The sequence below is a fragment of the Arthrobacter sp. P1_C12_2 genome, from assembly GCF_056406415.1.
Window position 1 is genome coordinate 112,849 of the sequence record NZ_JBFUAF010000014.1, and the last position, 19,512, is coordinate 132,360.

Annotated in this window: 18 protein-coding genes; 4 read left to right on the plus strand and 14 right to left on the minus strand. The window is 62.7% G+C overall.

What is annotated here, in order from left to right; genetic code table 11:
* Positions 1-335: 335 nt before the first annotated feature.
* The 12 genes from AC1DZQ_RS15455 to AC1DZQ_RS15510 all read right to left on the minus strand — a co-directional run bounded on the left by AC1DZQ_RS15455 (position 336) and on the right by AC1DZQ_RS15510 (position 14,106).
* A complete protein-coding gene (locus AC1DZQ_RS15455; RefSeq protein ID WP_476964325.1) occupies positions 336-1,277 on the minus strand; it encodes an aldo/keto reductase in 942 nt (313 codons plus the stop codon).
* Positions 1,278-1,343: 66 nt separating this feature from the next.
* Complete coding sequence (locus AC1DZQ_RS15460) at positions 1,344-2,456, minus strand: Gfo/Idh/MocA family oxidoreductase (protein ID WP_476964326.1); 1,113 nt, start codon at positions 2,454-2,456, stop codon at positions 1,344-1,346.
* Positions 2,453-3,466 (minus strand): alcohol dehydrogenase catalytic domain-containing protein, encoded by a 1,014-nt coding sequence (locus AC1DZQ_RS15465; protein ID WP_476964327.1) that lies wholly within the window; start codon positions 3,464-3,466, stop codon positions 2,453-2,455. The genes AC1DZQ_RS15460 and AC1DZQ_RS15465 overlap by 4 nt, the downstream gene beginning before the upstream one ends.
* A gap of 119 nt (positions 3,467-3,585) precedes the next feature.
* Positions 3,586-4,680 (minus strand): nitrilase-related carbon-nitrogen hydrolase, encoded by a 1,095-nt coding sequence (locus tag AC1DZQ_RS15470; RefSeq protein WP_476964328.1) that lies wholly within the window; start codon positions 4,678-4,680, stop codon positions 3,586-3,588.
* A 105-nt stretch (positions 4,681-4,785) separates the two neighbouring features.
* Positions 4,786-6,483 (minus strand): GMC family oxidoreductase, encoded by a 1,698-nt coding sequence (locus tag AC1DZQ_RS15475; RefSeq protein WP_476964329.1) that lies wholly within the window; start codon positions 6,481-6,483, stop codon positions 4,786-4,788.
* Complete coding sequence (locus AC1DZQ_RS15480) at positions 6,476-7,036, minus strand: gluconate 2-dehydrogenase subunit 3 family protein (RefSeq protein ID WP_476964330.1); 561 nt, start codon at positions 7,034-7,036, stop codon at positions 6,476-6,478. Before AC1DZQ_RS15480 ends, AC1DZQ_RS15475 begins: the two co-directional genes overlap by 8 nt.
* Complete coding sequence (locus tag AC1DZQ_RS15485) at positions 7,023-8,135, minus strand: ABC transporter permease (RefSeq protein ID WP_476964331.1); 1,113 nt, start codon at positions 8,133-8,135, stop codon at positions 7,023-7,025. Before AC1DZQ_RS15485 ends, AC1DZQ_RS15480 begins: the two co-directional genes overlap by 14 nt.
* A gap of 38 nt (positions 8,136-8,173) precedes the next feature.
* A complete protein-coding gene (locus AC1DZQ_RS15490; RefSeq protein ID WP_476964332.1) occupies positions 8,174-9,718 on the minus strand; it encodes a sugar ABC transporter ATP-binding protein in 1,545 nt (514 codons plus the stop codon).
* Between the two features lie 12 nt (positions 9,719-9,730).
* Entirely contained in the window at positions 9,731-10,807 is a 1,077-nt protein-coding gene (locus tag AC1DZQ_RS15495) for a sugar ABC transporter substrate-binding protein (protein ID WP_476964333.1), read from the minus strand.
* A 100-nt stretch (positions 10,808-10,907) separates the two neighbouring features.
* A complete protein-coding gene (locus tag AC1DZQ_RS15500; protein ID WP_476964334.1) occupies positions 10,908-11,879 on the minus strand; it encodes a 1-phosphofructokinase family hexose kinase in 972 nt (323 codons plus the stop codon).
* The gene (locus tag AC1DZQ_RS15505; protein WP_476964335.1) at positions 11,876-12,676 is read right to left on the minus strand and encodes a DeoR/GlpR family DNA-binding transcription regulator; all 801 of its coding nucleotides are present in this window, start codon (positions 12,674-12,676) and stop codon (positions 11,876-11,878) included. Before AC1DZQ_RS15505 ends, AC1DZQ_RS15500 begins: the two co-directional genes overlap by 4 nt.
* Positions 12,673-14,106: an FGGY-family carbohydrate kinase gene (locus tag AC1DZQ_RS15510; RefSeq protein ID WP_476964336.1), complete on the minus strand. Its 1,434-nt coding sequence runs from the start codon at positions 14,104-14,106 to the stop codon at positions 12,673-12,675. The genes AC1DZQ_RS15505 and AC1DZQ_RS15510 overlap by 4 nt, the downstream gene beginning before the upstream one ends.
* 134 nt (positions 14,107-14,240) lie before the next feature.
* Here AC1DZQ_RS15510 and AC1DZQ_RS15515 point away from each other — a divergent pair, with 134 nt between their 5' ends.
* From AC1DZQ_RS15515 to AC1DZQ_RS15530, 4 genes are all read left to right on the plus strand, one after another.
* Complete coding sequence (locus AC1DZQ_RS15515; protein WP_476964337.1) at positions 14,241-15,092, plus strand: class II fructose-bisphosphate aldolase; 852 nt, start codon at positions 14,241-14,243, stop codon at positions 15,090-15,092.
* Positions 15,089-15,814 (plus strand): SDR family oxidoreductase, encoded by a 726-nt coding sequence (locus tag AC1DZQ_RS15520; RefSeq protein ID WP_476964338.1) that lies wholly within the window; start codon positions 15,089-15,091, stop codon positions 15,812-15,814. The genes AC1DZQ_RS15515 and AC1DZQ_RS15520 overlap by 4 nt, the downstream gene beginning before the upstream one ends.
* 80 nt (positions 15,815-15,894) lie before the next feature.
* Entirely contained in the window at positions 15,895-16,809 is a 915-nt protein-coding gene (locus AC1DZQ_RS15525) for an aldose 1-epimerase family protein (protein ID WP_476964339.1), read from the plus strand.
* A gap of 240 nt (positions 16,810-17,049) precedes the next feature.
* A complete protein-coding gene (locus tag AC1DZQ_RS15530; protein WP_476964340.1) occupies positions 17,050-17,856 on the plus strand; it encodes a DeoR/GlpR family DNA-binding transcription regulator in 807 nt (268 codons plus the stop codon).
* 62 nt (positions 17,857-17,918) lie between these two features.
* Here the strand turns inward: AC1DZQ_RS15530 and AC1DZQ_RS15535 are convergent, their stop codons facing one another.
* Together AC1DZQ_RS15535 and AC1DZQ_RS15540 are read right to left on the minus strand one after the other, a co-directional pair.
* Positions 17,919-18,338: a hypothetical protein gene (locus tag AC1DZQ_RS15535; protein WP_476964341.1), complete on the minus strand. Its 420-nt coding sequence runs from the start codon at positions 18,336-18,338 to the stop codon at positions 17,919-17,921.
* Positions 18,339-18,963: 625 nt separating this feature from the next.
* Positions 18,964-19,512, minus strand: a 549-nt coding sequence (locus tag AC1DZQ_RS15540; protein ID WP_476964342.1) for a sugar phosphate isomerase/epimerase family protein, incomplete at its 5' end; no start/stop codon positions are given.

Consider the following 19,512-nt stretch of genomic DNA (forward strand, 5'->3'; position numbering starts at 1 on the left):
AGATGCGGCCGTTTTCGAGAACAAATCGCCCTTCGCTGGCCCCGACGTCGGGCCAACTAGCACACCTAGGTTTACGCCGAAGAAGGCGGCGGGGACACTTTTCCGGTTCGAAATCGACACCGTGGCCATGGTCTCCATGATCCGGCGCACCGAAACGCTCGCGCTTGCCCAGGTTGTCAGCGCGTCCCGCCTCCAATGCCATGGGGCAGCAAGGGCTCACCCTCGCCAGGTCACTGACGTGCGCATATTCTCGATCATGCCCTGAACGTTGACCCGCGGCGGGGTGGTGGCCCGATGTCATGGATCATTGCCGGTCAGGTCAGTCCGACCTTTGGCTAGCCCAGCTCTCCCGTACCGGCGTTGGCCAGGGGAAGGAGCCGGGACCAGAGTTCAGCCGGAATGTCCCATTCGGCCAGACGTGCTGTTTGGTCGACGCGGCTGGGTTCGGACATGCCGACGATGGTGGATGCTACACGGGGATCGCGGGTGGAGAACTGAAGAGCGGCGGCAGCCAGCGGCACCGAGTACGTCTCACACAGCTTCTGCATCTTTCGCACCCGCTCGATGATGGCCTGGCTGGCCGGCCCGTAGCAGTAGTTGGGAACGGCATCGGGGCCTTTGACGAGCATTCCGCCACCAAACGGTGCGGCGTTGACGAACGCCACGCCCCGGGAGGCTGCGTCCTGAATGAGCGGTTCGGCTGTTTGATCCACAAGGGTGTATCTGTTGTGGCTGATGACGACGTCGAACGCGTCGGTTGCCAGATACTTCAGCTCAAGGTCGATGGGGCCGCCGGCGACGCCGAGGTGTTCGATCACGCCCTGGTCCCTCAGTTCAATGAGGGCCTCGAGGGGACCGCCGGCCGCTGTGCCTTCTTCGAAGGTAATCTTTTCGGGATCGTGGAAGTAGACGAGCTGAAGACGGTCCAGGCCGAGCCGTTCAAGGCTCTCCTCCACGGACCGGCGGACACGGTCTCCCGAGAAGTCGGTGGTCCCGACGATCGGGTCTACCTTGGTGGCCACGACGAAGCCTTCCGGCAGACCGCCCGCTTCCGCGAGGGCCTGGCCGATCCGGCGTTCGCTGTCGCCCCCGTGGCCGTATTCGTTGGACGTGTCGACGAAATTGAATGGACCTTCCATGACTTTGCGGATGGTCGCCACGGCGGTGTCAGAGCTGACTTCGTAACCGTACTGGCTGGGGTGGCTGCCCAGAGCGCTCGTTCCCACGCAAACGGGTGAGACTGACAGCCCGGTACGGCCAAGAGTTCGGTTTTTCATGCTTTTTCCTTTGGTTATGGGTGGAGTGATCGCCCCTAGGCATTTGCCAAGGTCACGGCTGCGCGGTCAGGACCGCGTCGCCCCGCAGCGCTGAGCGTGTGCCCAAGGTTGACGGATGGAGTGGGAACTCCCTTCCGATCCAGCGGCTTCATGAATCAGAAGGGAGAGATAGTGATCCTGGCAACCGTCAGCGAGGGAGTATCCCTCGGAACGGTTTTCTGGAAGGGTGTTCAACAGGCAGACGGCCATGGCGATCTCCTCGTCAGAGAGCCGCGCGCCCGGGAAGGGGTTACGGTAGATGACCCGGCCCCCGACGCTGAGCGTGTCCAGGTCGGCGCCCTCGAGGTTGCCATCGATGCCGAGTTGACGGCGCACGATCGGGGCGCTGACAGGTGCGCCGTCGTCCGCCAGCCACGTGAGCTGGTCGCCCACCAGTTCCGCTTGGCTTCCGCGTACCTGGATCTGCCGCCGACGCAGTGGATTGAACCACTGCGTGTCTGTGAAATCGTAAAGACCTGTCTTGCTGCCGAAGCCGAGAATGGCGAGGGTCTGGCGTTCGGTCCCAAGGTTCTGGTTTTCGGGCCATCCGGTTCGGTCCGGCCCGGACATGATAGGAACGTCGTGGGCGGTCGCGAGGACACGTACGGGATCGCTGCCAGTGTCCATGAGCGCCCGGAGGATGGCGACGGCATGGTAGTCATGGGTCCAGGAGACGGACGCAGAACTGACCTCGCCGAAGACTCCGTCTTCGATCATGCATAGGACGCCGGCAAATGTCGGCAGGTAAGGGTGCTGTTCAGCTACCTGGACGAGTCCTGTGTGGCCGACGTCGTTCCACAACTCAGTCATCGAGAAAACGTCAACCGCGGGCGGGGTCTCGGTCAGGACAGGGATGCCCAGCCCGACCAGGGTCCGCAGCACGCCCGGGTTGGCTTCCCGCGGAACACAGGTCACGGCTACGTCAGGCCGCAAAAGCTCGACAGCTTCATCGATGGTGCGGAAAGTCGGCAACTGCCACTGCAGCTCGATCTCCGCTCCGCCTTCGGCGGTCCGCGTGACCGCGCCCACGCAGGTGAGCAGCTCCGGCAGTTGCCGGGCGATGCGGAAGTAGAAGTCGGCGCGCCAGCCGCGTCCGACGACGAGAAACCGGTGCGGTTGCACTTTGGCGTCGGTGTTCATGCGCCCGGAATCAGCACGGCTCGGGCCAGAAGGTCACCGGACTTCAGCCGCGACAGCGCCAGGTTGGCTTCACTGAGGGGAAAGTCCTTGTGTATGGAGCGTAGTTTTCCGTCGGAGGCAAGACGCAGCACCTCGGACATCTCCCAGCGGCTGCCCAGCACGGAGCCGACCACTGTCTTTTCGTCGCCGATGTCCATGGGCCCCACCGTCTGGGCCACACCGAGGACTACGCGGCCGCCTGGCCTGACCACGCGGATGGCATCGGCCACGGCATGATCCGATGGAGCGAAGACAATGGCAGCGTCCAGCGAGGCGTCCGGCAGCACCGGGCCGCCTTCATGCCCGGCCGGGACATAGGACGCTGTCGCACCCAGCTCTTCAGCCAGGCTACGGTGTGCGGCGCTCCTGGTGACGGCGTAAACGTCGGCCCCGGTGAGGGACGCCATCTGTACGACCATAAGTCCGACGCCGCCGACGCCGAAGATACCCACTTTCTGGCCCGGGGAAAGCTTGGCTTTTTTCACTGAACCGTGTGCGGTTATGCCAGGGCACAGCAACGGGGCCGCTTCGGCGTCGGAGAGCCCGTCAGGGATCTTGTAAGCGTAGGCCGCGTTCGCCAGCATGACTTCGGCATAGCCGCCGTCCCGTGTTTCACCGGTGATCTGGCGTTCACGGCAGCGCTGCTCGTTCCCTGTCAGGCAATGAACGCACAGACCACAGGTGGACCAAATGGGCTGGACGCCGATCCGGTCGCCCACGGCCAGGTTGGTGACGCCGGGGCCGAGTACTTTGACCCTGCCGACAACCTCGTGTCCAGGGATGATCGGCAGGCTCGCCGGGGTGCCCGGCAGCCAGTCACCTTCGATCATATGGAGATTGGAACGGCATACTCCGCAAGCCAGTACGTCGATCGATATTTCGCCGGGGCCAGGTGTCGGTTCGGGGACTTCAACGTAGTCCAGCGGGTTGCTTTCGATGGGACCGTGGGTGCGGAGGATGGCGGCGTACATGGGGCTCGCTTTCAGGTGCTCCGGATAATTCGGAGGACGACGGAAGGTAAAAGGTGCGGGCGCCCGGCGGTGACCCGGGCGCCCGCATTATCTGGTCACTGGACCAGGTGGATGCTCTCTTAGCGGGAGCCGCCCGACGGCGGAACCAGCAGGCCGCGTTCGATGAGCTTGTCGATGTTGCCTGCGCGGCGCTTCTCCTCGCGGGCCAGCCAGCCCTCGGCGGGGAGATTCGTCAGATACTGGTTCTTTTCGTAGATCGGCTGTTCGTAGATGCCCGCGTACATTTCGGTGCGCAGGTCCTTGAACCAGTTCGTGACGCCGTTGGCGCGGCGTGAGCGGCGCAGGGCCTCGAGGTCGATGACGGAGCTCACGAACGAGTCGCCGCCGCTGACGCCGGCCTGCTTCACCAGCACGTTGCCCTTGTGGTCCACGATCATGGACTGGCCGCCGAACAGGTCGAACAGGCTGCCGTCGTCGTTGCGCTGCGGGCCGAGGTTCGGAGCGACGACGACGACCTGGTTGAACATGGCGTGCGCGCGGTTCTGCAGGTCCCACATGCCGGCGCCGACCTGCGGTTCGATCAGGGTGCCGCGGATGATGATCTCGGCACCGTTCATGGCCAGGCCACGGGAGGTCTCGGGGTAGGCGCCTTCGTGGCAGATGATGTAGCCGATGTTGCCGATCTCGGTTCTGGCCACCGGGAAGAACGCGTCCAGGACGCTGCCGTTGCCGCGTTTTTCGACGAACTCGTCCCAGATATCGTGCGGGTTGGTGGTGCCCAGCGCGCCGCCTTCGTAGGCGTCGGACGTGGACTTGTAGCGCTTGTAAATGACTTCACCGTTGGGATCGATGATGAACGCCACGTTGAACAAATGGCCCGGGAAGTCCTCGTCCTTGACCAGGTAGAGCTCACCGGCGATGTAGGTGTTCAGCTGGCGGGCTTTCTGACCCAGGATGTCAGTTTCGGGTCCGGGGATCGTCATGGCGAATGCTTCGTGGGCTTCCCTGTTGCCGGCTTTGAAGTCCGGCAACATGCCCTGGATCGCCATCTCGGGCAGGACTACCAGCTTCACGGGTGCGCCGTCGGTGGCTGCGACCATGACGGCCGGGTCCATGAAATCGCAGATGCGCTTCGTGTTTTCGATCGCGTCTTCGCGCTTCTTGATCGTGTGGACGACGTTGGACAGGGCCACGATGGAATAAGGGTCAACCATTGGTTTCTTCTCTTTCTTTTTCTTCACTATCGTCGGCCCGGATACAGGCCGACTGTTCGGTTTACAGATGGTCTTGCTGGTCTGGAGAAGCATCACCCGGAGGCGCTATACCTTCTCCAGAATTCGGTCGGCACTCAGGTACGCGAGGGCCTGCAGGGTCTGAGTGGGGTTGTAGCCGGACAGCGTGGGAAACTGTCCGCCTCCGACCACGTAAAGACCCTTGCATTCATGGGACTCGCCGTAGATGTCCACGACGGAATCCGCGGGATTTTCGCCCATGCGGTGGGTGCCCACTTCATGGGTGGAGAGGTGGTAAGCCGGCGGGTTGGGTTCGGACCAGAACTGGGTGGCGCCCATTTCGTCGGCGATGTTGCGCTTTACTTTTTCGAAGTAGTTCAACGCCGCAACGTCGTGCTGGGACCAGTCGTGGGTGATTCGAAGCGCGGGCTGGCCGAACTTGTCTTTTACCACCGGGTCCAGGTCGCAGTAGTACCGTTTCGTCGGGAAACTCGGGATTTGATTGTGGATGCCCATGAGTTTGCGGTAATTCTCGGAAAACCAATCCTTGAATTCCCGGCCCCAGCGGCGCATGCCCGGTGGCAGGTTGTGCGCGGCCTCGATGGGCTGCAGGTCTCCGGGGATGCTCGTGAGGACGGATCCCCAGAGAACACCTTCGTCGTTGTCCGGCACGCCGTCGCAGTTGAGATCATCCACCACGCTGGCAGCAACCAGGGGCGCCATGAACGGGTTGCTGAACTCCGGCAACACGAGCGTGCACCAGCCGAAGCTGTGGGTCATAAAGTTCTGCCCCACCTGTCCGTTGGCGTTGATGCCGGAAGCGAGCAGCAGCCGGCTGTTTTCGAGGGCGTAGCAGGCGACAACCACCAGGTCCGATTCAACTTCGTGCACCACGCCATCAGCGTCGAAGTATGAGACGCCGGAGATTCTGCGTCCTGTCGCGTCGCGGTTCAACCGGAAGACGCGGGAGGAGGAGCGGATTTCGAGGTTGCCGGTCTGGAGCGCCGCCTCCACCGAGGTGATACGGCTGGACTGCTTGGCGTTGACGTGACATAGGAACCCATGGCAGAAGCCGCAGTATTCGCAGCCCTTCAGCGACTTGTAGTCCGTGGAGGCCACGGCCGCGGGCTGCTGGAATGGGCGGTAGCCGAGTCTTTCACAGGCGGCCTTGAAACGGTCGTCGGCCGGTGCCCGTCGCAAGGGCGGCATCGGGTACTCGCGCTGGCGGTCGGATTCGAAAGGGCTGCCTGCCGGAATGTGTATTCCCTTGACGTTCCCGGCCTGGCCGGAGACGCCGAGTTCCCATTCGACCTTGTCGTAGTAGGGCTCCAGATCGCCGTAGGTCATCGGCCAGTCCACCATGGTGGAGTCGCCGTCCAGCGCCTCGGGCCCGAAGCGTTCCTCGATGAGTGACTTCATACGGAAGTCGGAATCGCGGTGGCGCCAGGAGGCGCCGCCCCAATGAAGCGTTCCGCCGCCGGGGCCGATGGACGGCGGCAGGTGCAGCGGTTCGCTGTTGCCGCGGACGCCGGCTGCCCACGGCAGAAGTTGGGCCTCGGTCGCTTCATTCGGCCGCCACGTCACCGGATCGGTGGACAGCTGGGGAACGAGGGAGCCGCGGGAGTAGTACTTGACCTCGTCATGCTTTAAGGTGAACTCCTCGTTGCTGTGCATCGGGCCCTTGTCCAGGGCAAGGACCCGCACGCCGGCCTTGGTCAGCTGTTCAGCGATGATGCCGCCCGATGCGCCCAGGCCGACGACGATGGCCTCTGCTTTTTCAGGCATTCGTGCCCCTCAATTCTTTGCGTAGGTCTTCCAGGGATTTGATGGGGATGGTGGTCGAGTCGAACCCGGGCTTCATCTGTTCGGCGTTGTAGCCCCATTGCGCTCCAGGGAAGCCGACCAGCTGCCAGCCGAGTGTGTCGTGGTTTCCGCCGTACTTCGGGTCACAGAACATGCCTTGGATGGTGTGTTCCCAGACCAGCGCGAAGAAGGTCTCCAGCGGGTGGGGCACATCCGGGTGGGAAGAGGCCTCAGCATTCTCGATCCGCTCCAGGAGGCTGTCCGCGGCGTCGCAGGACAATTTGGCGAACGGGGACCCGTACAGGTCGTTGCTGAAGGCATTGAGTGCTTGGACGCCTTCTCGGTAGCACAGGCGCAAGGCTTCGTCCTCGTCCGCAGCGGTCCGATCGATGAAGACAATCACGCGCGCATCGCGGGCACCCGCCCTGCCGTCGTCGTTCGGGAAGATACGTTCGCAGACGGCCTCGATTGTCTCGGCCTCTGCCTGCGTGAGGAACTGCCACTGGGTCACGGTTGTATCGCTAGTTGGCGACATCGATCTTCTCCTTTTCCTTTCCTTCGGACGGGAGGTCGGAACCCTTCTCGGTGTAGCGCTTCTGGAGCACGAGCTTTCGTATCGCACCAGGGAGCTTGTTTCCCACCCCGCTGGTGAACAGCACTGCGAGGAGGATCACTGCACCTTTGACGATCAGCTGCGGCTGGGCCTGGATTCCAAGCAGATCCATGATGTTGAGAATCACGGCGATGATCAGGCCGCCGAGCACCGCGCTGATGGGGTCTCCCGTGCCACCGAACAGTGACGCGCCGCCTACCACTACGGCCGCGATGGCGTTCAGCTCGTATCCTTCGCCAATGATTGCGCTGCCTTCCGTCAACTGGGCAGCGATCATGACGCCGCCGAGCCCTGCCAGCAGAGACGAAAGGAAGTAGGCACCGACGATGTCCCGCTTGATCGGAAGACCCGAAAGCCGTGCAGCGTCGGGGTTCCCGCCGATCGCGAAAAGGCGACGTCCGTAACGCGTCTGTGACATGGTCACGGCCAAGACGATCATGACGATCATGGCGATGACGACAGGGGCAGGCAGCGGCCCCAAATCGGCGGTAAAAGCGGACAGGAAACCCTGATCGTCGATGGCCACCTGGCGCCCCGTCTGCAGGATGTACGCCACTCCCCGGGCAATGCTCATCATCGCGAGTGTCACGATGAACGGGGTAATTCCTCCATAGACGATCATCAGACCGTTGAAGACGCCCACGAAGCCAGCGACCAGCAGCGTCAGCAGCAGCGCCAATGGCCAAGAGACGCCTGCCTGAAGTGCAAGCCCCACAGTGACGGAGGATAGTGCGGCTACGGCCCCGACGGAAAGATCAATGCCGCCGGTGACAATGACCAGATACTGGCCGACGGCAAGAACGGAGACAACCGATGCCGTAATGAGCACGGCTATCAGGTTCCGCGACGTCATGAAATAGGGAGAAAGAACGCTCCCCACCGCAAGCACAAGGGCCCCGACCACGAAGAGATATCCCTTGGAGCCAAGCGAGCTGGTGAATGTACGGAGGGCATTGACGGCGGCGGACAGCCGGGAGGTCTGGGGCTGAGGCGGGAGGACTGGACTGCTATTGAGGGCCACGAGTTACAACTCCATTGTTAGAACTGGTTCTTGGGTGATCAGTTGAATCGATTGAGGACGGCGGCTTCGCCGTGTTTGTCGATCTCGGCACGGTCCACGGACCCGGAGATCCGGCCACGGCTGAGGATCAGCACGCGGTCGCACATGAGCGCTTCATCGATTTCTGAGGTGATCACGATGACGCTGCCGCCGTCTTCCACGAACTGACGGATAAGCTCATAGATTTCGAGCTTTGCACCCACGTCCACGCCTCTTGTGGGTTCCACGATGATCAGCGTCTTGACACCGCTGATCAGCCACTTGGCGAGGGCAACCTTTTGCTGATTGCCGCCGCTGAGGTTGCCGACGGGTTGCCTTACGGACGCCACTTTTATGGCCAGCGCGTCCCGCATGCGGAGGGCGGCCCTGTGTTCTCTGCCCCGGTTGAGGAAGAACCCGGGTGAAAATTTCGCAAGTGAGGCCATGGTGATGTTCTCGGTCACGGACATCGTGAGCGCCAGGCCTTGGGTCTTGCGTTCCTCGGGCAACAGCCCGAGGCCGAGCCTGATCGATTCTGCGGGATCCGCTGTGTGCCGCTTCCGGCCGTTAATCTCGAAACTCTGCTGGGTCGATTTCTCCGCCCCGAACAGGGCCGCCGCCAGCTGGCTTTGACCGTTCCCGGACAGGCCGGCGACGCCCAGCACCTCACCGCGATGGAGCGTCAAGTCGATGCCATGGAGGTCATGGCCGTCCCGGAGCCCCCTGACGGCCAGGGCTACCTCTCCGGCGGTTCGGCCCACACCCAGGCGGGGCGTCTCGCTGGAGCCCAGTTGCAGTTTCGCCGACTGTTCCGTACTTACTCCGCCCAGCATTGCTTGCAGGATCAGGTCATGGCGGCTGGCGTCGGCCTCATGGACCGCCACCCGCCTGCCATCACGAAACACGGAGATTTTGTCGCAGATTTCATACATTTCGTCGAAATGATGCGAGATGTAGATGATGGCGATGCCAAGGTTCTTCAGCTGGTTGAGGAGGTCAAACAGCTGGCGGACGTCGTGCCGGGGCAATGTAGCGGTCGGTTCGTCCAGAATCAGCACCCGGGCGTTGCCGCTGACAGCCTTGGCGATTTCCACTGCCTGCCGGTGTGCGATCGGCAGGGAACCGACGGGGGCCCGGACGTCGAGATCGAACCCGAGGCGGAGCAACTGTTCGCGTGCCTGCGACCGGACCGCCCGCCAGTCGACAGTTCCAAGCACTGTCCGGGGCAGCTCGCCGACGTAGATGTTCTCGGCTACGGAAAGGTGTGGCATCAGGCTGAGTTCCTGGTGCACCGTCATGATCCGCGCCCGCTGGGCCGCATGTGGATTGTCGAAACTGACGGGGGCCCCGTCAAGGAGGACTGTTCCGGAGTCAGGTTTTTCCACTCCGGACAGAATCCTTACCAGTGTGGACTTCCCGGCACCGTTCTGCCCGGCAATGCCGTGGATTTCTCCAGGCATGATGTGCAGATCGATATTACTCAAGGCCTGAGTGCCGGGGTAGGCTTTGGAAACCCCGGCCACCGCGATCAGTGACCGTGAGGCAGTCTCAGCGGGCGCAGTCATGATTGCTCCTGCTTACTCTTGGCCGGCGAAGGCGAGGCCCTCGGTCACGTACTTGGACGCGTCCTGTGGTGTGACGGCGAGAGCGGGGAGCACACGCGTGGCCGGTGAGCCGGTGCACTTCCCGGTCGGCTTGCCGGACATGGCGGCGATCGCCTCATCCACCGCGTAGCCCGCCTGCAGAGCAGGCTGGTTCAGACCGTCCGCGACGACAGGTGAAGACTGGTTGGTGGCCATGCTCTTGATGACGTCCATTCCGCCGTCGAATCCGGCGATGACAACCTTCGTGTTGCCTTGCTGGTCCATTAGTCCGGAGCCTTTGAGGGCCTCGGTGACGGCGGGCATGACGACGTCCGTCTGGTTGAACACGACGTCAATATCCGGGTTGCCGGCGAGGACGTTGCGCATGGCGGCCAACGTCTTGTCCGGCAGTGCTTCGCCGTAGTTGTTGGGGATCCGCTTGGTCTTCACACTCGGGTGCTGGGCCATGTACTTCTCCCAGCCGGCCATGAAACCGTTCTCCCGGCTCTGCGTGACCAGTTCCTGGGGGAACAACGCCTGGATGTACAGGCTGATGGTGGAGTTTTCGCCCTTCTTCGCCACGGCTGCGGCAGCGGCTTTCTCGCCCACGAGGGCTGCGGTAGCCTCGCCGTCGTCGTGAACGTTGCAGGAGACCTTCGCGGCGAGCTCGTCCGAGACCCTGTCGTTGACGACGATGACCGGAATGCCGGCCGCCTTGGCGGCTTCGATGCCGCTGGCAATGTTACGGTCACCTACGGGTTCGATGATGATCGCCTTGGCGCCTTTGTTGATGAAGGTGCGCATCTGCTGGATCTGGGTCTGCGCACTTCCTTGCGCATCGACCGCCTCCATGGTGTAGCCCTTGGCTTGGCCTGACTTGACGGCGCCGTCGGACATGGTGCTCAGCCAGGAGTTTCCGGCGATGAACCGCATCGAGATGCCGATCAGGCCCTTTTCGTTGGAGGAAGATGATGCGGCGGGCGCTGTCCCGCCGCATCCCGTCGCGACAATCATCGTCGCGGCAGCCAGGGAGGAGATGAGAGTGAAGCGCGTAGCGCGTTTTGTAACCATGATGCTCCTAAATTGGGTAGGGTGTAGCCACAAATTGGTGGAGTGCAAGCCAGATGGCGGGCGTAAAGATCACCGCCGTGGCATAGAGACTGCTGGGGGACTAGAGGGGGCATTCTCCCGGCTGATACCAGTCGGTACAAGGTTCCTTGAGGACTCGGGTACGGTCGGGATCGTCGCTGATTTCCACCTTTATCGGGACGCCTTGGCCCCGATATAGGGTGCCCTCGTGTTGGACGGCGGCAGCCGCCCACGCCATGCCCTGCCGTAGGGCTTGGCTTCCGCTTCCGCCGCCGGCCAGGAATCCGGCTAGCAGTGCGTCGCCGGCGCCGACGGCGCTGACGACGCTATCGACCGGCGCGCGACCGTAGTAGCAGCCGGAATCGTCGAGGAGGATTGCTCCGTCGGATCCCAGGCTGGCCAGGACTGCCCGTGCACCTCGTTGCCGGAGTTCGGCAGCGGCGTCGACGACGTCACCGAGGTTCTCCAGCGCCCTGCCGGTGAGCTCGGCGAGCTCGCTGGCGTTGGGTTTGATCAGGTCCGGCCCGTACTGCAGCACTTTCCGCAGGGCTTCGCCCGAGGTATCGACGGCGACGCGTGCGTTCCGCACGCGTGCGCCGACTACCAGCTCTGTATATATAGACTCGACTTCGCCTGCAGGTAGGGTCCCGCAGACGGCCATCCAGTCGCCGTCGCCAACGCCGCTCAGGGCCGCGGCGACCAGGGATGCCGCTTCCGCCCGGTCGAGCGTAGGGCCGAGCTCATTGATTTTTGTCACTGTAGCGTCGGGTTCCACAAGGCTGACGTTGCTACGGACTTCGCCCGCGATGGGAACGGCCAGGTAAGGCACGCCAATCGCGGCCAGCATTCCAGTGATTTGGGTGCCGGAGAAACCGCCTGCGGGCAGTACCGCCAGGACGTCGATTTCGTGAGAGTGCAGGGCTACCGCTACATTCACGCCTTTGCCGCTCGGCTCGCTGTAGGCCCGTAGGCTGCGTACAACCTCTCCATGGGGCAACGCTTCGACGCGCATGGTCCGGTCCACACTGGGGTTCGGTGAAACGGTCACGATCATGCCAGCTGCACCTCGACTCCCGCCGCTCTCAGGGCCTTCAGTTCGCGGCTGTCCGCGCTTTCGTCGGTAATAATGAGGTCGATATCGGCCAGATCAGCGTGCTTGCAGTTACTTACGCAGCCAAACTTGCTGTGGTCAGTTAACAGGATTCGCTTGCGGGCGCTAGAAAGCATGAGCCTCTTGACGGCTGCCTCTGCAGGATCCGGAGTAGTCAACCCGCGATCCACGGACACTGCGTTTGCTCCTAGGAAAGCCACATCAACATTGATCTCGCCGAGGGACCTTGCAGCCCAGTGGTCCACTTGGGCCGCCGTCAGCGGCCGTATCCGGCCGCCAAACGTATAGACGGTCAGCAGAGGACGGTCAAGTAGGGAGGCCGCGATGGTGAGCGTGTTCGTATAAACCGTCATCTCCCGGTCGCGGGGGAATAGATCCGCCAGACGCGCAGTGGTCGAACCTGCGTCGATCAGCACTGATCCGCCCGGGGGAAGGTGTTCCATGGCCGCCTTGGCAATCCGGGTCTTTTCTTCGGCAAAGCCAGTGCGTCTGGCAACCGCGGGTTCATAGGTCAGGCGACCGACGGGCACCGCACCCCCATGTACGCGCCGCAACAGGCCAGACTGTTCCAGGAACACCAGATCTTTTCGGACCGTTTCATTGGTTACAGCGAGGTCCTCGGCGATTCCTGTTGCGTCGACCCGTCCCTCTGTACGGAGCACGGTTAGGATGAATTCCCGGCGTTGTTCCGGATAGAGCATCCGCTGGTCTTGACGGGAAGCGTCTTCGATTTCGGTCATGACGGCACCCTGTCTTTTGAGGTGGTGTCCGGGCCGGCGGGGGAGCCCTGCTGCGGGACAGCCGCAACGGGAGCGTGGGCCTGCATCGGAAAGTCATGAATGCCTCCAAAGAGGTCCGCAGCCATTCCGCCAAACAGGGCCGCTCCGCGGGCTCCGGTCTCCTGGACCGAGGAGAGCCGCACCTTACCGAAGGCGCGCTCCTTGGCCTCGAGGAGTGCCGTACTGCGGGACCATCCACCAGTCACCACCATGGAGGCATGCGGACCGACCACGGCGTTCATCGCTGCGTGGACTTCGTCCGCCTGGGCTGTGACCGCGTCCACCGCGGCCCGCCAGACAAGTGACGGAGTCACGTCGCCCGATATGCCGTGGAGCGTCAGTGACGCCGCGTCGTCCCCGCTCAAGCTCAGGGTTCCAGAGCTGCCGCCCGCAGCTTCCCCGTCCAGGCGTTCGATGTCTTGAATAGATTGTCCCAGCATTGACAAGGTGGTCTGTAGGATCAGCCCGGCCTGCGTGCCGCCCAACAGTGTCCATTTGTCAGCGATAGCGGACCAGCCGACGGTGATGCCGGCCTTGGTCAGCTTGAGGATGGCCTGCGGCTCCAGGCCCGGATCCGTCGTTCGTACCAGGGCTTCGGCCGTGCCGCAGGAATCCAGAACGTTGCCCGCGCTTCCGGCGCCTGCCCCTACCACCGCGGCCTGATGATCATGACCTGCGACGGTGAGGGCTGCTCCTGTTAGGCGGCTCAAACCCGCCGTCGCCGCGACGCTGCCGATGTTCGTCCCTGCCGTGACCAACTCCGGCAGGAGCGAAACGCCAAGGCCGGACCACTCGAGCGTTTCGTTCCACCAGGCTCGCGTCGCCAGATCTAGCCAACCTGTGCGTGATGCCAATGACTGCTCTGTCACCGGGTCGCCCCCGAGGGAAAAAGCAATCCACTCGGCAACATTCAATCGGCGCACGGCTAACGCGGCGGCGGGATCATGGTCCAGCAGCCACCGGTGTTTCGTCAGCGACCATTGCGCCTGCAAGGGCAGGCCCGTCCGTACTGCGAATTCGTCCTCAGCGATGTGGTTCCTCAAGTCCGCCAGCTCCTGGCTGTCACGAGTGTCGTGCCAGGCGACTATCGGGGTGAGCGGACGGTCCTGGGCATCCAGGAGCACACCGGACTCGCCCATGCTGGTGATTCCCAAACCCGCCACACGGCCTGAGGGGGCATCCGCCAGAGCTGAGGAAAGAGCAGATATCGCGGCTTCCAACAAATCGCAAGCAGCCACTTGGACGCCCACTTGCGAGCGGACCCATGGTGTCCGGGCCCTGCCTTGGGCCACGATTTTGCCGTCATCATTGACAACCACTGCCTTGCTCGAGGTGGTTCCCACATCCAGACCGACTGTTAGCTCCATTGCTTCACCTCCTCCTTGCGCCATTGCTTATTGCGTTCTATTGGCTATTCTTGTGTTTGGTTGGAGTGTTGTCAAGGTCACACCCGAAAGTCCTGTGATCACAGCCGCCTACAAAGCTTTCGTCCCGGGGTTTCGGGAAATTAATTAAGGAGAATTGCATGCCTGTGGTCCACACCGGAAAGTTGTTGGGGGAGGCGATGGCCGGCGGAGTCGGGCTGGCTGCCTTCAACGTCATCAATCTTGAACATGGCGAGGCGATCGTTGAAGCCGCCGAAGAAATGGGGCTTCCTGCCGTGCTGCAGGTGAGCGAAAATTGCGTCAGGTTCCACCGGGGCCAGGTCAGGCCGCTGCTGGCCGGATTAGCCGCCATGGCGGAAGCGTCGGATGCCCGAGTCTCCTTGCACCTGGACCATATCGAAGAGTTTCATTTTCTCGAGCAAGCAGTGGGAACGAGGGTCTCCTCAGCCATGTTTGATGCATCGAAGCTCACCATCGCGGAAAACATTGCCGCTACACGCAGAGCGGTTTCCTTTGCCCGAGCCCAAGGCTGGCATCTTGAAGCCGAGTTGGGGGAGGTCGGGGGAAAAGACGGTGCGCACGCCCCCGGCGTGCGAACCGATCCGGCGGAAGCGGCGGCCTTCGTCGGGTCCACCGGCGTCGACTCGCTTGCTGTTGCCGTGGGCAGCTCCCACGCGATGACCGCTCAGACCGCGCTTCTCGACCATGACCTGATCCGGCGGATCAGCGACGCCGTTGGCGTGCCCCTTGTCTTACACGGATCTTCGGGTGTTCCGAGCACAGAACTAGCGTTCGCCATTGAGGCCGGCATGGTCAAGATCAATATCGGGACCATGCTCAACATCGCCTTTACGGAGGCCGTACGGGAGGCGCTCCGCGTCCCGGAGTTGGTGGATCCCCGCAAGTACCTGGCACCAGCGCGGACCAGGACCGCACGGGTCGTACGTGAAGCGTTGAAAACTATTTCTTCACCTAGGACAGGGAAATCATGAACGAGACAGTCAACCTGCCCCTGCTGGGCAAAACCGCTTTCATCACGGGAGGCAGCGGCGGCATCGGCGCCGCCGTCGCGGAAACCCTGTCTCAATCAGGAGCGGCCGTATGCATCGTGTCCAGATCCGGCTCGGGTCCCCGGCTTCCCAACAGTTTGACGGTTGCGGCCGATGTCAGGGATAGGGAGGCGATGAGGGGCGCCGCCGAGCGGGCCGTCGAGCATTTTGGAGGTATCGACATCGTCGTCGCCAACGCCGGGGTTGGCTCCTGGGGACCTTTCATCGACACCCCCGACAGTGACATTCAGGAGATGACAGATGTCAATGTAGCGGGCCTCTTCCACACCGTGGAAGCCACGCTTCCCTACCTGAAGGAAAGAGGCGCAGGGGATATCATCACCGTCGCGTCCGAAGCGGGCCGACGCGGGCTGCCCGATGAAGCTGCATACGTTGCGACCAAGTTCGCCCAGGTCGGATTCACGCGGTCGCTGGATCACGAGCTCAGGGGCAGCAGCATCCGCTGCACGAATATCTGTCCGGGAGGTGTCGCGAGCAATTTCGGGATGGGACGCGRCCTGCGCCGGCCGGGCATGCCTGAACTGGAAGACATGATGACTCCAGCCGACGTCGCAGAGGTCGTGCTCTTCGCCCTCTCGCGTCCGCGGCACATCCGGATCCTTGAGGTTGCCTTCCGACACATGTCCGAACAATCGTGGGGCTAGAAGGCCAATATGCGGACAAAGGCTCAGGAAACGCAGTCGGGACGACCGGCCAGGACGACCTCGTGAAGACACCCCAAAATGTGAGCATCGGCGCCACCGGGGTGCAGTACGAAATATCGGCGGCCGACTATACCGCAGTCATAACAGAACAAGGGGCTACCGTCCGACAGCTCCGATTCCGGGGCCGCGACCTCATTGTGGGGTTCACGGTAGACGAGCCGGTTCCCGACTACCGCGGCGCGTTGGTGGCCCCATGGCCGAACCGCATCGCGGGTGGACGTTATACCTATGAAGGGCGGCAGCTTCAGCTGCCCGTAAACGAACCAAAACGCGACGCCGCCCTACATGGTCTGGTCTGTGAACAGCCCTGGACGCTGGTTTTGTCCGAGCCTTCGGGCATCCGGTTGCGGCACGCAATCCGTCCGAGCGCAGGCTACCCGTTTTCGGTGCTGCTGGACGTCACCTACCGGGTGGACGATGTCGGCTTCCACACAGGAGTCTCCGCTACCAATACGGGCGATCACACCGCACCTTACGGGATCTGTCCGCACCCCTACCTGGTGGCCGGGAAATCAGCACTCAATTCCTGGAGCCTCGAGCTGCCGGCCGACACATTCCTGGAGGTCACCCCCGACCGGCTTCTGCCCCTGGGCCGGCGCCCTGCTGCTGACGGGCCTTTTGACTTCCGCGAGGCACGGACATTGGGCGGCGTCGAAATCGATCATCCATTCACCGACCTCGTCCGGGATCCGCAGGGGAACGCAACGGTTCGGCTCACGGATCCCGGCGGATCCGGTGTCGGAATCCGCTGGGATCGGTCTTGCGACTGGGTCCAGGTCCACACCGCCGACCACGTGGTCGCTGAGCGCCACCGGCTCGGACTTGCCGTCGAACCGATGAGCTGCCCGCCCGATGCGTTCAACTCCGGCGAAGACGTCGTTCACCTCCTGCCCGGGGCGACGCACATCGCAAACTGGACCATTTTCGCCATCTAACGGCGGGTGACGACTGGAGGGACCAACTGGATACCCAAGGGAGGGCCGCGCGGGCGGGGATCATGGCGGGCGTTCCTACCGAAACATGGCCCCGGCACCCTTTGCGGTCGCTAAAGTTTCACGTTCATCAGAGGTCCTCCGGTGAACCAGCCAAGGTTGCTTTTAACCTGGCTTCTCATTAGGGCACTTTTCGTGACACGGTTGGGTACATCATTGACGCCACACTTGAAGGAGGCCGCCATGACCCCAGCCGCAGACCCCGCCACCACACGTCTCGACACCCGTGTCCCTTTTCCCGACCAAAGGCGGGAACTCATCCTGACGAAGCTTCGGACGGAAGGGCGTGCCGATGCCACAGCTATTGCCCTGGAACTGGGAGTCACGAACGAAACCGTCCGCAAGGATCTGGTGGCCCTTGAGCAGCTAGGGCTCATCAAGCGGGTCCACGGCGGAGCAGTACCCGTCGGACGGCTCACCTACGAGCCCCCCGTTGCCTCCAGAACTGCCTTCACAGAGGAAAAGACCCGAATAGCCGCCGCGGCGCTCCGTCACCTCCCTGCCGACGGGTCGGTGCTCATCGACGCAGGGTCAACTACCTCACGTTTCGCTGACTTGTTTCCCCGGGACAGGGCGATGAGCGTCTACACCAACACGCTCTCGATCGCGCTGGCACTGATGGACTCGCCTCTCCTTACGATCTACACCCTCGGTGGCCGGGTACGCCCGGTTACTTCAGCGGAAGTGGATGACTGGGCCGCCCGGGCCCTTGCCGACATCAATGTGGACGTCGCCTTCCTGGGCGCCAGCGCCGTTTCACTCGACCGAGGTCTCACCACGCCCGATGCCGCCGAAGCCGCAGTGAAGCGGCTGATGTGTGCCAGCGCCCGCCGCCGGATCCTCTTGGCGGACCACAGTAAATTTGGACGGGTCAGCAATTGGAGACACGCAGGGTTGGCCGACATCGACCTCGTCCTAACGGATGATGGCATAGAGCCACAGATGCTCGAGTCCCTACGGTCAGCTGGCGTGGAAGTGGAAACGGTCTGACCACCCAGTACTTACTGTCCACCGGCGGGCTGACCGGGTAACGGGATGGTCGAGGTTACCCACTACGGGGTCCGGCCATTCTGGGCTGAGGTCTGCTCGACTTGAACGCCGCTTGCGGTGGTCACCCCGTTCTGAATGCAGAAGACGGAAAACGACGGCGCCGAGCCCGGCATGCTAAAAATCCATGCCGGAAACCGTCCTTCGAGAAGGGGGCCTCTCATCTTCACAGTGCCCAAGTCATGTGCAAACTGTAGGTTCCACCAAAGGTCGAAAGTGAAGATTCCGGCCGGCGAAGCGTCCGCATACTCGATGCAACAGTGTCGGATCTCCCCGCTATCGCTCTTCACCTCGAGCCCCACGATGAAGGAACCGGAACGCGGGATGTCTCCTCGGCACTCGACCAGAAGCTCGCATTCGTCGCTGAACCAGGTCATCACCGCCCGCACGGGAATCGGGGCTGCCGGGCAAATGTACGGGGTCATGCTGTCTCCTCAATATCAAGTAGCGCGGATCGCCCAGAGCGGTCGATAGTAGCTGGGACCGTTTGAGTGGCGTCGCGAACAACAACCACCTAGTCCCACATCGAGTCCTTGAAGGCAGAAGCCGAAATGAACGATCTGTAGGCCGCTAGTGATCACGACTCTGGACAGAACTGGGGCGCCCGCTATCAACACGATCGGACTGTCCGATGAACTGCGGAGGCGGGCGTCAACCGCCGCGTCCTGAACCTCGGCGGCGGGAACATCGACACCGGCACGCCGATGGGTAGCAGGGAGTCCGCTGTGATGCCCGCTTGGCGCAGATGGAGCTAGAGCTGGGCTGTGCTGCTTGGGATCCGCCGCCGCGGCGATCCTTCTCGGTGCGCTGTTCCTTTATGGATGTGAGGACAAAGCTCGCCAGCCATGTCGGCGCCGAAGGCTGCTCGTGGTGAGCAGCGGACGACAAGATGGCGCTGCACCTTCGCTTATATGCTCTAAGACGGATCATGGTCACATGCGTTTAGATAATCCTTCCTACGGTCCTATGAGTCCCGGGTGCCCCTGCTGTACCCTCTGCCCTAAACAGCACTGTCGAAGCTTCTTGGAACGCTGCATCGGCCGTAGCGCCTTACTGCTTGAAGGCGGCGTCGAAGGAGGTGTTCGAGGCCGGGAAGTCGAACTTCTTGAGCGCGGCGAGGGCCTCGGGGGCGCCGTGGAGCCGGTCCATGCCGGCGTCTTCCCATTCGATGGAGATGGGGCCGTCGTAGCCGATCGCGGTCAGGGCGCGGAAGGATGATTCCCAGGGCACGTCGCCGCGTCCGGCGGAGACGAAGTCCCAGCCGCGGCGCGGGTCGCCCCAGGGCAGGTGCGAGCCCATCACGGTGTTCCGGCCGGTGGGCCGGAGCTTGGTGTCCTTGCAGTCCACGTGGTAGATCCGGTCCTTGAAGTCCCAGATGAAGGAGACCGGGTCGATGCCCTGCCACATGAAGTGCGACGGGTCCCAGTTCAGCCCGAACGCCTCCCGGTGCCCGATCGCCTCGAGGGTCCGGACGGTGGTCCAGTAGTCGTACGCGATCTCGGAGGGGTGGACCTCGTGGGCGAAACGGACCCCGCATTCGTCGAAGACGTCCAGGATGGGGTTCCAGCGGTCGGCGAAGTCCTGGTAGCCGGCCTCGAT